A 12,386-nucleotide genomic window follows, 5' to 3' on the forward strand; every position below is an offset into this window, starting at 1 on the left:
AACGAGCGGGAGGGGGCGATCGCCAGGGTCGCTCCGGCCTTGTCGTGGTGCCCCCCTTGCTTCCACGGTGACACCGAGGAGGTGGCCAATGCCTCGGTGGTCTCAACGCGCTCAGCACGCGGGCTCGCCTCCGAGCGGCGGAGGCAACGGGGCTCCGGGGAGGATGTCCATTGGAAGGCGTCTTTCCTTGCTCGTGTTGAGCCAGCTGATCCTGGCCGCCCTGGGCATCACGATGTCCATCGTCGCGCTCAAGCGGCTGGCCATCGAGACAGCCTACCTGCGTCACTATGTCTTCCAGCCGTTCGTCGTCATCAGCAGCGGCATCGAGTCGTCGAACGCTCTCTATCCCCTGCTCGCTCGCCCGCCGTCGGACGTCTCGGTCGAGGTCCGGGAGCCGATGGTGCGGCTCCGCTCCTTCATCGATCGGTACCAGCGCGAGTGGCTGACGGCGACCTCGACCCTCCCGGAGGCCATCCACCTCCGCGCTGCGCTCGCTCGGGCCGGTGAGCTCGTGCTCCTGGAGGAAGAGCGCGAGGCGGCGGACACCATCGCCGCCGTCGTGATGCACCTCGAGCGCACGACCGGGCTCATGGGTCCAACGCCCGCGCCGCACGTGCGGCGCGCCGACGTGGAGCACCTCAGCGACGCCCTCGTCAAGCTGCACAGGATCAACCTGCGCTACATGGAGGTCGCTTACGACGCGTTCGACCACATCCGGCGGCGCATCCTCCTCGTCTTCATGGCCGTCGGCCTCGGGGGCGTCACGGCGGCGTCGCTCTTCGGCCTCGCGGTGCGCCGCGCGATCGCGCCGCGCATCCACCGGATGGTGACCGCCGTCCAGCGCTTTCGCGAGCGCGGCGTCTACGAGCCGCTCGGGGACCGGGGGGACGACGAGCTCGCCGTGCTCGCCCACACGCTGAACACGAGCTTCAAGGCCATCGCCGAGCGCGACAAGGATCGCGACCGGTTCCTCGCCGTCGCCGCGCACGAGCTGAAGACGCCGCTCACCACCATGAAGGGGTTCTCGCAGGTCGCGCTCACCCACCGGAACGACACGGCCATCCGCGAGCGCGCCCTCACGATCATCGATCGCCAGGCGACGCGCCTCGGCCGCCTGGTCCAGGATCTCCTGTGGTCGGCGCGCATCTCCGGAGGCGAGCTCCCCTTCAAGCCCGAGGCGATCGACGTCGAGGAGCTCGCCCGCCGCGTGATCGGGGAGCTCGAGCTCGTGGCCAGAGATCACAGCATTCGCCTGGTGCCCCGGGGAGACGCGCACCTCCTGGGCGATCCAGCGCTCGTCGAGCAGGCGCTCTGGAGCCTGCTCGTCCAGGCCGTGTCCGTCGCGCTGGAGCGCGATCCAGTGCTCGTCACGATCGACGCCGGCTCCGCCGCGCGCGTGCTCATCACGATTGAGGTCCGGGGCGGGAAGGATCTCCCGGAGGACCTCGAGAAGCTGCTGGAGCCCTTCGCCGTCGTCGCGTTCGAGGGGCGGCGTGACCAGCCGCGCAGCACGGGCATCGGCCTCCACCTCGTCCAGGGGATCGCCCGGCTCCACGGCGCGAGGTTCTGGATCGAGCGGAGGGCCGGTGACCTCATGGTCTTTTCACTGGAACTGAGGCGCTAGCGAGCAGAGGGAACATGCTGCGAAACCGCGTGCTGGTCATCGACGATGACCCCGATTTCCGGGAGCTCGTCGCCCTCAGCCTGAACGGGTGGGGGCTCCATTGCCTCCAGGTCGCCGACTGCGTCGAGGCGCTCCCGCTCCTCGAGCGCGAGCGCGACGGGCTGCGGGCGGTGCTGTGCGACTACTTCATGCCAGGGCTCTCTCCCAGCGTCTGCGCGAAGGCGATCCTCGCGCGGGTCGATCCGGCGGTGCGCGTGGTGCTCGTGAGCGCGGCGGTGGACGTCTCGGCGCTGGCCGCGGAGCTCGGGCTCGCGCGGTTCCTCCCCAAACCCTTCGATCTCGACCAGCTCCACGACGTGGTGCTCGGCCCGCGCGAGCCCTCGGCGTGAGCGGCGCGGCCGGTCGCAGCGGGGCGCACCCGGACGCGGCGCGCTCCGTGGTAGCCTCCCGGCCCTCGCCGCGCGCGGGCGGACCGCGCGCCGTGCGGCGCTCGGAGGTCTGCGTCATGACAGGACAGCTTCTGGAAGAGGGCTTTACCAACCCTGGAATCGATCCGCGGCTCACGTGGCGCAACCCGCCGGCGCGCTGGGCGGTGGCGCCGGAGCGGGGCGTGCTCGTCGTCGAGCCCGCCGCGAAGACGGACTACTGGCAGCGGACGCACTACGGCTTTCGCAACGACAACGGGCCTTTCCTCTTCACCCGCGCCGGCGGCGACTTCGTGATGACCTGCCATGTGCGGTTCCGGCCGGCGCACCAGTACGACCAGGCAGGGCTCATGGTGCGGATCGCGGAGTCGTGCTGGCTGAAGACGTCGGTCGAGTTCGAGCCGGACGGCCCGAGCCGGCTCGGCGCGGTGGTGACGAACGCGGGCTACAGCGACTGGTCGACCCAGCCATTTCCCTCGGATCGCCGCGAGATCTGGCTGCGCGTCCGGCGGGAGGGGCCGGATTACCTCGTCGACAGCTCGAACGACGGCGCGGCGTGGACGCAGATCCGCATGGCCCACCTGCACGAGGACGACGGCGCGCGCCAGGTGGAGTGCGGCCTCTACGCTTGCAGCCCGCTCGGCGAAGGCTTCGTGGCCGAGTTCGATCTGCTCCGGATCTCCCCGGGGCGCGCAGGTTAGAGCGGTTCCCACCCGCCCCCGACACGAGCGTCGCAGAGCGGCGGTCACCCGCACAGGAGACGGGTCCAGATCGGCGTTTTCGGCGCGGAAGCGCACTCCTGTGCGCTGAGCACCGAAAACGTCGAGATGGGCCCGTATCCGAAGCGGGTGACCGCCGCTCTAGGCGAGCGACGCGAGGTGCGGAGAGAGCACCTCGGTGATCCAGCTCATCACCGCGCGCACGCGGCGCGGCACGCTCCTGCCGTGCGTGTGGAGGAGCGAGACGGGCATCGGCGCGCAGGTGAGGGAGGGCAAGACCTCGACGAGCTCACCCGCGGTGATGCTGGCGAACTTGCCTACCCGCGGCGCCTGGATGATGCCCAGGCCCGCCACACACGCCGCGAGATAAGCGTCCGCGCTGTTGACCGTCACCACGCTGCGCATCGGCCACTCGCGGTAGCCGCCGTCGTGGGGGTACTCGAACGACGGCGCTTCGGCGCCGAGCGTCGACGAGTAATGCACGAGGAGGTGCCGATCGAGATCCTCGATCCGGCGAGGCGTACCGTACTGCCGCAGATAGGACGGGCTCGCGAGGTTCACCATCCGCAGGAGGCCGAGCCTGCGGCCGACGAGCCCGTCGCCCCCCGGGGCGCCGACGCGCAGGACGCAGTCGAAGCCCTCGCGGAGCGGCTCGACGCGCCGATCGGTCGTGCTGAGGAGCACCTCGAGCTCGGGGTGGCGCGCGAGCAGCTCGGGCAGGCGCGGGATGATGACGTCGCGCGCGAAGTTCACCGGCAGATCGATCCGCACCCGCCCGCGCAGGCCCCGCGCGGCCTGGAACATCGCGCCGAGCTCGTCGGCCTCGAGCGCAAGGCGCCGCGCCCGCGGGAGGAGCTCCTCCCCGTCCGGCGTGAGGCGCACGACGCGCGTCGACCGCTGGAGGAGCCGGGTGCCGAGCTCGGCCTCCAGGGCCTTCAGCCGCAGCGACACGCGCGCCTTGGGCATGCCGAGGTGCTCGCCGGCGCGCGTGAAGCTGCCGAGCTCCGCCACCTTCACGAAGATCTTCAGCGATCCGACGTCGATGGTCATTGTTTCGATTGGCGAAACAGTGTGTCGGAGCCTCGCGCCTTCCGCAACCGGGATCGGATCGCTATTCACTGTCGCAGACAACGGCGCGCAGCCGCCGCGGACAGCGGCGAGCCGCCGCGTCGCCATCGAAAGGACCCGACAATGAGCACATCCAAGCGTAGCCCCGTCGCCCTCGTCACCGGCGGAAGCCGCGGGCTCGGAAAGAGCATGGCGCTCCACCTCGCGGATCGCGGCGTGGACGTCATCATCACCTACCGCGGCGCCGCGGCCGAGGCGGCGGATGTGGTGAAGCAGATCGAGGCCAAGGGGAGGACGGCGGCGGCCATCGCGCTCGATCTGGGGAGCACCCGCGGATTCGACGCGTTCGCCGCCGCGGTCAAGGCGGAGCTCGCCGGTCGCTTCAAGCGCGATCGCTTCGATTACCTTGTGAACAACGCCGGCATGGGCGGCAACGCGAGCTTCGCCGAGACGACCGAAGAGCAGTTCGACGCGCTCATGAACGTCCACTTCAAGGGGACGTTCTTCCTCACGCAGAAGCTCCTTCCGCTCATCGCGGACGGCGGGCGGATCCTCAACGTCTCGTCGGGGCTCACGCGGTTCAGCTTCCCGGGCTACGCCGCCTACGCCGCGATGAAGGGCGGCGTGGAGGTGCTCACCCGCTACCTGGCGAAGGAGCTCGGGCCGCGGAAGATCGCGGTGAACACGCTGGCGCCCGGCGCGATCGAGACCGACTTCGGGGGAGGCGTCGTGCGCGACAACGCCGAGCTGAACAGGATGATCGCCGCCCAGACCGCCCTCGGCCGGGTCGGCCTCCCCGATGACATCGGCGGCGCGGTCGCCGTGCTGCTCGCGCCCGAGGGCCAGTGGATCACCGGCCAGCGCATCGAGGCGTCAGGCGGCATGAACCTCTGAGGCGCTCCGAGCTCGCGGCAGGCGCGTGATCGTCGGGCCCGCGCCTGCAACGGGCAGCGAACACCACGAGCATTCCGACACAGAACGGCACAGGTCATCGAGCGTAACCGGGGCTTTTGCGAAGGAGCGCGACTGGCACATTTGGTGCTGAGTGGCAGCGCATCGCAAGGAGGCGAGCGCTCATGAGCAGGGAATTGCCTAACCATATCCTTCGAATCCTCGGGATCGGCATGCTCGCCGGCCTGTCGGTGACGCTCGGGTGCCAGGGAGAGACCAGCGTGCCAGCTGGCACAGGAGGGGCCGGCGGCGCCGGGGGTGAAGGCGGCGCGGGCGGTCAGGGCGGCGCCGGCGGTCAGGGCGGCGCGGGCGGTCAAGGCGGCAGCCCGGAGACGTGCGAGTCGCGGCGGGGCGACCACGACGACGCCTGTCCCGCGGACGCGCCGTGCGCGATCACGCTCGACGTGGAGGTGACGTGCGCCGGGCACGACTTCGCAGCGGGCGGGGTGCGGGCCGTTCCGGCGGCGGGCGCGACGTACCTCGTGACGAGCAGCAACGCCCCGACGCGGCTGTTCGAGCTCGACGGCGGCGGGGCGACGCAACGCGACTTCGACGTGCAGTCCAATACCGTGAGCGTGGCGCTCTCGCCGGACGGAAGGGCGTACGCCGCGGTGGATGAGACGCAAGGCACCGGTGACGGCTACCCCGGCGGTGTCGTGTTCCTGCCGCTCGCCGGAAGCGCGGCCGACAAGCAGATGGTGTTCGATCGCGACGACAAATACGTGCCGGTCATCGATGTCGCGGTGGACTCCCAGGGCGAGCCGCACATCTGGATCCTCACGGACGCGCCGGAGCTCGTTGAGCACGCGACGCGCACGTCCGGCGGCGCCTGGGACGTCGCGCCGGCGAGCCAGCTGGCCGACAGCGGTTGGCCCCGCTTCGTCTTCGCGCCCGACGACGCGCCGCTTTCGTTCGGCATGGTCCAAGCGGGCTCCGGCAGCTGGCAGCTCCAGGTGCTCGACGGCGCCACGGAGCAGAGCCTTGGCGCTCCGGTCCCCGAGAGCTCGCCGATCCGTTACGAGCCCGTCCTGCCGCCGAAGCCCGCCGCTCAAGCGACGATCCCGCGCTTCGCGGCGGTCGTGCAGCACCCCGACGGGCTGCGGCTGGCGAGCGCCGGCGAGGGCGACGGCGAGGTCGCGATCCCCGGCACAGCGACGCCGGCGTACAGCTGCCAGCGCGGCTTCGGCGACTCCCCGTCGCCGGGCTGCCCGGCCGACTGCCACGAGGTGACCTCCGGGCTCGAATGGTCGGCCTTCTCGGCCGCGCGCACGAGCGACGGCGACGTGTGGATAGCATTCCTGATCAGCCACCTCGACTGGACGATCGCCTACGAGGTGCAGAACGCCGATCTGCCGACGTGCGTCGGCAACATCGCGGCGGACGCGAGCCGCGGCGAGCTGCGCCTCGTGCGCGTGCCTGCCGCCGGAGGCGCGCCCGAGGTCGCTGTGACGCTGCCGCTCCCCGCGATCGCAGGCGAGAGCCATTTCAGCGATGTGTACCAGCGCCACCCGCTCGTCGAGGTCTCCGCGTTCGGCACGGAGCTCACCGTGGCCATGCGCACGCAGGCGTCACGCGTGGGGCCCTTCACGGCCCGCGTGCTGCGCGTCGACACATCGCTCCTCGCGCCCGCCGCGCCAGGCGACTGAGACGCGCATCACAGGGAGGCGATCACTCATGCGTCAGAAATTGCAAAACCACATCCTTCGAATGCTTGGGACCGGCATGCTCGCCGGCCTGTCGGTGACGCTCGGGTGCCAGGGCGATACCACCGCGCCAGCTGACACGGGAGGGGCCGGTGGCGCCGAGGATCAAGGCGGCGCCGGCGGTCAAGGCGGCGCCGGCGGTCAAGGCGGCGCGGGCGACGCCCCGGCGACGTGTGAATCGCGGCGAGGCGATCACGACGATGCCTGTCCCGCGGACGCGCCTTGCGCGATCACGCTCGACGTGGAGGTGACATGCACCGATGCCACGTTTGCAGCGGGCGGGGTGCGGGCTGTGCCGGCGGCGGGCGCGACATACCTCGTGACGAGCAGCAACGACCCGACGCGGCTGTTCGAGCTCGACGACGATGGGGCGACGCAACGAGACTTCGACGTGCAGTCCAACACCGTGAGCGTGGCGCTCTCGCCGGACGGAAGGGCGTATGCCGCGGTGGATGAGACGAACGGCAGCGGTGACGGCTATCCTGGCGGTGTCGTGTTCCTGCCGCTGGCCGGCAGCGCGGCGGAGAAGCAGGCGGTGTTCGATCGCGACGACGGCCACGTGCCGGTCCTCGATGTCGCGGTGGACTCCCGGGGCGAGCCCCACATCTGGATCGACACGGGCGCGGACGACGGCGTCGCGCACGCGACGCGCACGTCCGGCGGCGCCTGGGACGTCGCGCCGGCGAGCCGGCCGAGCGGCAGCGATTACACCCGCTTCGCCCTCGCGCCCGACGACGCGCCGCTGGCGTTCGGGCTCGTCGAACCGCTCCCAGGGGAACGGCAGCTCACGGTGCTCGACGGCACCACGGAGCGGAGCCTTGGCGCCCCGGACTCCGCGAGCTTCCTGCTCGACTACGAGCCCGTCCCGCCGCCGCAGCCCGCCGGACAAGCGACGTTTCCGCGCTTCGCGGCGGTCGTGCAGCACACCGACGGGCTGCGGCTTGCGAGCGCCAGCGAGGACGGCGGCTTCGACGAGGTCGCGATCCCCGGCACCGAGACGCCCACGTACCGCTGCCAGGACGGCGTCGACGGCCCGCTCCCGGGCGCTACGAGCTGCCCTGCCGAATGCCACATGGTGGCCTCCGGGCTCGAATGGTCGGCCTTCGCGGCCGCGCGCACGAGCGATGGCGACGCGTGGGTCGCGCTCCTGATCAGCCACATCGACGAGACGCTCACGTACGAGTTGCAGGACACCGGTCTGGACCGGGTGTGCGTCGGCCACACCGTGGCGGACGAGAGCCGCGGCGAGCTGCGCCTCGTGCGCGTGCCTGCCGCCGGAGGCGCGCCCGAGGTCGCGGTGACGCTGCCGCTCCCCGCGATCGCAGGATGGAGCTACTTCAACGATCTGCACGAGCAGCACCCGCTCGTCGATGTCTCCGCGTTCGGCACGGAGCTCACCGTGGCCATGCGCACGCAGGCGTCACGCGAGGGGCCCTTCACGGCCCGCGTGCTGCGCATCGACACCTCGCTCCTCGCGCCCGCCGCGCCAGGCGACTGAGACACGCGCCGCACCTCGACGCCTGGGTCCTCGACGCTACGAGAAGAGCCGCCGGGTCGGACCCGGGCGCGCTACGGCTGGCGGAGCCGGCGCGAGGACAGGAGCTCGAGCCCTCCCGTGCGCTCCGCGATGCGCTGGAGCGACGCGAGCAGCGCGCCGGCCTGCTCCTCGCCGAGCAGCGCGCGGAGCCGCCTGTTCACCGCGGCGCGCGCGGCGCGCCCCGCCTCGACCGCCGCCCACCCGCGGTCGGTGAGCTCCACGAGCCGGTTGCGCTGGTCGTCCTCGGCGACGCGCCGGCGCACGTAGCCGAGCTGCTCCAGCTCCGCCACCGCCTTCGAGGCGCCCTGCGCCGTGATGCCGAGCCGCTCCGCGAGCTCCCTCACCTTCACCGGCCCCGGGACGAGGTGCTGGAACACGTATCCATGGCTCGGCCGGAGATCCCCGTGGCCGGCCCGCTCCACGCGGCGCATCACCTCGTCGCTGTTCGCGGCCGCGATGGCGGCGAAGAGCAGCACGAGGTCCTCGTCCGGGCGCGCGGGCTTCACGGCCGGAGCGTGTAACCCGCAACCGAGGTTGCGCAAATGACGTTGACGGCCGCGGGCGGCGGCCCTATTCATCAACCAAGGTTGCGCAATATAGGGTGCGCATCATCCGGGTCGGGCGCGAAAGGGCCGGGCGGCTCGCCCGCGCGCGCCCGGGCCCGTGCTGCCCCGAGGAAGGGACGAAGGGACGAGCGATGCACCTCGCAATCCATGGCTCCTGCGACCCGGCGTTCGCGCCCGTGCGCGCGGCGTTCGCCTCGAATTTCGAGCGGTTTCCCGAGCTCGGGGCCGCCGTGTGCGCCGCCGTGCGCGGCCGCGTGGTCGTCGACCTCTGGGCCGGCTTCCGGGACGCGGCGAAGACCGTGCCGTGGCGCTTCGAGACGATCGTGAACGTCTTCTCGGCGACGAAGGGCGCCGTGGCGCTCTGCGCCCACGCGCTCGCGGAGCGGCGCGCGCTCGACGTGGACGCGCCGGTCGCCGCCGCCTGGCCGGAGTTCGGCGCGGCCGGCAAGGGGCGCGTCCTCGTGGCCCAGCTGCTCGACCACAGCGCCGGCCTGCCGGCGCTCCGCGCCGAGCCGGAGGAGGGCGCGCTCTACGACTGGCAGGCCATGACCGCCGCCCTCGCCGCGGAGGAGCCGTTCTGGGAGCCGGGCGCCCGCCACGGCTACCACGCCGTGACGTTCGGCTTCCTCGTGGGCGAGGTGATCCGGCGCGCGAGCGGCCAGCGGGTCGGCGCGTTCCTCCGGGAGGCCGTCGCGGGCCCGCTCGGCCTGGACTTCCACATCGGCACCGGCGCCGAGCACGACGGGCGGATCGCCGAGGTGCCCCCGACCGTCGCGAGCCCGAACGGCCTGGGCGGCGCGTTCGGCGCGAGCTTCCGCGACCCGGCGTCGCTCACCTCGATGGCCTTCACCAGGCCGCGCGACCTCGTGTCGCCGGGCCTCGTCAACACCGCCCGCGCCCGGCGCGCGGAGATCCCCGCGCTGAACGGCCACGCGAACGCGCGCGCGCTCGCGCGGATGTACGGCGCGCTCGCGAACGGCGGGGCCCTCGCCGGCACCGCGCGCGTGCTGTCGCCGGAGGCGGTCGAGGCCGCGCTGGCGGAGCGATCGGCCGGGCTCGACGCCGTCCTCCTCGCGGAGAGCCGGTTCTCGCTCGGGTTCATGCTGCCGAGCGCCCTGCGCCCCTTCGGACGCGGCCCGCGGACCTTCGGCCACCCCGGCGCCGGCGGCGCGCTCGGCTTCGCCGACCCCGACGCGGGGCTCGGGTTCGGCTACACGCCGAACCAGACGATCGCGAGCGGCCAGGGCGGCGACCCGCGGTGGCCGGCGCTGATCGAGGCCGTGTACTCGTGCCTATGAGCGCTGGTCGCGCGTCGCCGGGGCGCGTGACTGGGTTCGTGAGAGGAGGGGCGGCGTTCGCTCTACAGCCTGCTGGGCTTCCCCGTAGGTCTCATCCGGGCCTCGCAGGCCATCATGGGCCGCTGACAGCGCGGCTCAGAGCTCCTCTGCCTTGGCAATCTTGATGACGGGATCGAGGCGATAGCCGCTCTGCTCCTGCGTCAGGGATCTGGCCTGGTCGAAGTCGAGCGTGAGGTGCAGTGTGCCACCGGGGCTCACCTCGACCGCGCCTTCCGTCACGATCTTGAGCCCCGACTCCGAGCAGGAGGGACAGGAGACCGGGCTCGTGGTGGATCCCTCCACAAGCTCGGCGTCGGTGAGCACGAGCCGAACTTGCGTGACCTTGCCCGCGGGGACCTCGCTCGATCCGAGGAGCTTTTCGGTCGAGCTCGCGTCCAGGAGATCCAGCTTGACCTCGCCGCTGAAGATCGTGCTCCAGCCGCTCTCCCCCGCGCTCTCGTCGTGGCTCGACCCGTCGTCATCGCCGGGCGACGCCTGGCCGGCTTCATCCTGCTCCGCGTCCCCCGCGACATGGACGTTCACCTCGGTGAGCGTGACCACGAGGTGCCTCCGCACGGCCTCTTCCGTGCCTCCCTCAGACGGAGCGGACGCCTGAAGCGGTTGGGCCGTGACCCCCACCTCCACGGTGGCATCACCGCCGCCACAGCCAGCGATGACGAGCGCGAAAAAGCCGAAGCGGACCAAGTGCGATGAGAAAGCGTGCATATCAATCTCCTTCGTTCGGGGCGAAGGCGGCGCCCATGCATCGCGCCCCTTCCAAGAGGAGCCCATTGACTGGGCCTCCATCACCTGTTTCAACCAGTGCTCGAGCGCTCTTCCGACGGCTCACATTCTTCGATCGCCCAGGGACCTCAATGGCCATTCGGCGCCGCGCCGCTCGAGTCGCTTTCCATGGAATGAGCTCGCAGCCATGGCCGAGCATGATCGGCCGGCCCCCCAGATCGGGAGGCTTCCATGGTCGCCTTCCCGAGGCTCCGTCTGACGAACCGCTGCGCGGCCCGATCCGTCGGTCGAGCTCGCTCTCCGGAGGGAGCAACCCGGGACGAACCTGGGGGGACAGCCGACTGGGCTCGGGCCGCCCGCGCCGTTCGTCAGTCAGAGCCTAGCTTCGGCGGGCTCGCGACGGTTGATGAGACAGGCTGGCGTGTCCCGCCGATCGCCTGCAAAAAGAGCGCATCGCAGCGAAGCTCACTGCTGGAACTTCGGTGCAGCAACCGCTCGAAGCGTCTTTCGTGACGCGCGCGAGCACCGACTTCACCTGGGCCGACCGCTCGCCGCGGATGGATCAGTTGATTTCAGATTCGATCGCGTCGAGCTCCGTCTTGTAATTGGCGACAGTGATCGAGCTCGCGGCCTCTTCCTCGAAGTCCGCCGGAACGGCGAGATCCGTGTCTGCAATCGTCGGCTGCGCGCTGGGCGCCGGATCCTGCTGCTCCGTCGTCGAGCCCTGCTTGCAGCCAACCATCAGCAGCATCGATGCCGCTATCCCAACGGCGCTCAGAGCGTGCCTCATTTTGCACCTGCCTTCGCGACGGCCTTCGCGTTGAAATTCGCCATCCACGTCTCGTGACGCGCGTTTTCCTTATCGATCAGCTTGGACACGCGCTCGGACGAAGCTTGATCCTTTTCATCCCTGGCGAGCTGATTGACGCGCTCGAGGCGCGCAATCCGCCGGGCATGACGGCGGAGCTCCTGCTTCATCGCTTCCGTCATCGGCTGGTTCTCGAGTGCGGCGACGACTTTCGTGCGCACCGCCTCACGCTGGCTCTTCTTGCGGATCTCTCGCGCCTTGGCTTTCTCCGTGGCCGCAGCGCTGCCCTCCACCTCCGCGTTGCCGGCTGCCTTGTCCGCTTGGCCGGGCGCCATATCGGCCTTGCCGGCGGCATGCTCGCTCTTGCCAGGTGCAAGATCGGCGTCACCGGCGGCATGCTCGCTCTTGCCAGGCGCAAGATCGGCCTTGCCGGCGGCATGCTCGCTCTTGCCAGGCGCAAGATCGGCGTCGCCGGCGCCATGCTCGCTCTTGCTGGCCAGCCCTCGCGCGTCAGCTTTCGCCACGTTGCCAGCCTTTCCCTCTGGCTTCTTCGCGTCGGCCGCCTTGGCGGGCGCCGCTGCTTGGGGAGACTGGGCCAGAGCGGCCCCACTCAAGAGCATCGCCGCTGCTGCCGTCACGAGCACACATAGAGTTCGTCTCATAGCGGTCGTCTCCTTGGAGTGCCCATCGTGCATCAATCGCCCGATGGCCTCAAGCGATTTTCGAACGGTTCGACGATGAATCACAGGTGTTCAGACAGGCACGATTGACTAAACATTTCGACAACTTGCATCTGGCACACGCCTTGAACACAGGCATCGTCGATACTGGGCACGAGGATTGCCTGAGACCACGGATGAAGAACGGAAATGAGCCGATTCGTGGTCGGGTGTCGGACCCATGC

General features: G+C 70.7%; 12 protein-coding genes. 7 read left to right on the forward strand and 5 right to left on the reverse strand.

The window, feature by feature from the left end:
* Positions 1-193: 193 nt before the first annotated feature.
* From WME95_RS42435 to WME95_RS42445, 3 genes are all read left to right on the forward strand, one after another.
* Positions 194-1,624, forward strand: a complete 1,431-nt coding sequence (locus WME95_RS42435) for a sensor histidine kinase (RefSeq protein WP_437911085.1) — start codon at positions 194-196, stop codon at positions 1,622-1,624.
* 14 nt (positions 1,625-1,638) lie between these two features.
* Positions 1,639-2,013, forward strand: a complete 375-nt coding sequence (locus WME95_RS42440) for a response regulator (RefSeq protein WP_437904956.1) — start codon at positions 1,639-1,641, stop codon at positions 2,011-2,013.
* Positions 2,014-2,129: 116 nt separating this feature from the next.
* On the forward strand, positions 2,130-2,750 hold the full coding sequence (locus WME95_RS42445; RefSeq protein ID WP_437904957.1) for a DUF1349 domain-containing protein: 621 nt from the start codon (positions 2,130-2,132) through the stop codon (positions 2,748-2,750).
* A gap of 159 nt (positions 2,751-2,909) precedes the next feature.
* Here WME95_RS42445 and WME95_RS42450 read toward each other — a convergent pair whose 3' ends face one another.
* Positions 2,910-3,818: a LysR family transcriptional regulator gene (locus WME95_RS42450; protein ID WP_437904958.1), complete on the reverse strand. Its 909-nt coding sequence runs from the start codon at positions 3,816-3,818 to the stop codon at positions 2,910-2,912.
* Between the two features lie 141 nt (positions 3,819-3,959).
* Between WME95_RS42450 and WME95_RS42455 the strand changes: the two genes are divergently transcribed.
* The 3 genes from WME95_RS42455 (at position 3,960) to WME95_RS42465 (ending at position 7,988) form a co-directional block, all read left to right on the forward strand.
* Complete coding sequence (locus WME95_RS42455; protein ID WP_437904959.1) at positions 3,960-4,730, forward strand: SDR family NAD(P)-dependent oxidoreductase; 771 nt, start codon at positions 3,960-3,962, stop codon at positions 4,728-4,730.
* Positions 4,731-4,912: 182 nt separating this feature from the next.
* Positions 4,913-6,433, forward strand: coding sequence for a hypothetical protein (locus WME95_RS42460; RefSeq protein WP_437904960.1), 1,521 nt, complete (start codon positions 4,913-4,915; stop codon positions 6,431-6,433).
* Between the two features lie 28 nt (positions 6,434-6,461).
* The gene (locus tag WME95_RS42465) at positions 6,462-7,988 is read left to right on the forward strand and encodes a hypothetical protein (protein WP_437904961.1); all 1,527 of its coding nucleotides are present in this window, start codon (positions 6,462-6,464) and stop codon (positions 7,986-7,988) included.
* Positions 7,989-8,059: 71 nt separating this feature from the next.
* On the opposite strand, the gene WME95_RS42470 is transcribed toward WME95_RS42465, so the two are convergent.
* Positions 8,060-8,533: a MarR family winged helix-turn-helix transcriptional regulator gene (locus tag WME95_RS42470; protein ID WP_231864492.1), complete on the reverse strand. Its 474-nt coding sequence runs from the start codon at positions 8,531-8,533 to the stop codon at positions 8,060-8,062.
* Positions 8,534-8,724: 191 nt separating this feature from the next.
* On the opposite strand from WME95_RS42470, the gene WME95_RS42475 reads away from it, so the two are divergent.
* Entirely contained in the window at positions 8,725-9,891 is a 1,167-nt protein-coding gene (locus tag WME95_RS42475; protein ID WP_437904962.1) for a serine hydrolase domain-containing protein, read from the forward strand.
* A gap of 135 nt (positions 9,892-10,026) precedes the next feature.
* Here WME95_RS42475 and WME95_RS42480 read toward each other — a convergent pair whose 3' ends face one another.
* The 3 genes from WME95_RS42480 to WME95_RS42490 form a co-directional block, all read right to left on the reverse strand.
* A complete protein-coding gene (locus WME95_RS42480; RefSeq protein ID WP_437904963.1) occupies positions 10,027-10,506 on the reverse strand; it encodes a DUF4382 domain-containing protein in 480 nt (159 codons plus the stop codon).
* A 730-nt stretch (positions 10,507-11,236) separates the two neighbouring features.
* Positions 11,237-11,464, reverse strand: a complete 228-nt coding sequence (locus WME95_RS42485) for a hypothetical protein (RefSeq protein ID WP_437904964.1) — start codon at positions 11,462-11,464, stop codon at positions 11,237-11,239.
* Positions 11,461-12,126 (reverse strand): hypothetical protein, encoded by a 666-nt coding sequence (locus WME95_RS42490; RefSeq protein ID WP_437904965.1) that lies wholly within the window; start codon positions 12,124-12,126, stop codon positions 11,461-11,463. The genes WME95_RS42485 and WME95_RS42490 overlap by 4 nt, the downstream gene beginning before the upstream one ends.
* Positions 12,127-12,386 lie beyond the last annotated feature (260 nt).

It is taken from the genome of Sorangium sp. So ce327, from assembly GCF_051530205.1.
In the GTDB taxonomy this organism is placed as follows: Bacteria; Myxococcota_A; Polyangia; order Polyangiales; family Polyangiaceae; genus Sorangium; species Sorangium cellulosum_B.

Coding starts and splice junctions, on each gene's coding strand:
- WME95_RS42440 (WP_437904956.1), top strand. CDS start 1,639: ATGCTGCGAAACCGCGTGCTGGTCATCGACGATGACCCCGATTTCCGG.
- WME95_RS42460 (WP_437904960.1), top strand. CDS start 4,913: ATGAGCAGGGAATTGCCTAACCATATCCTTCGAATCCTCGGGATCGGC.
- WME95_RS42485 (WP_437904964.1), bottom strand. CDS start 11,464: ATGAGGCACGCTCTGAGCGCCGTTGGGATAGCGGCATCGATGCTGCTG.
- WME95_RS42475 (WP_437904962.1), top strand. CDS start 8,725: ATGCACCTCGCAATCCATGGCTCCTGCGACCCGGCGTTCGCGCCCGTG.
- WME95_RS42455 (WP_437904959.1), top strand. CDS start 3,960: ATGAGCACATCCAAGCGTAGCCCCGTCGCCCTCGTCACCGGCGGAAGC.
- WME95_RS42450 (WP_437904958.1), bottom strand. CDS start 3,818: ATGACCATCGACGTCGGATCGCTGAAGATCTTCGTGAAGGTGGCGGAG.
- WME95_RS42465 (WP_437904961.1), top strand. CDS start 6,462: ATGCGTCAGAAATTGCAAAACCACATCCTTCGAATGCTTGGGACCGGC.
- WME95_RS42445 (WP_437904957.1), top strand. CDS start 2,130: ATGACAGGACAGCTTCTGGAAGAGGGCTTTACCAACCCTGGAATCGAT.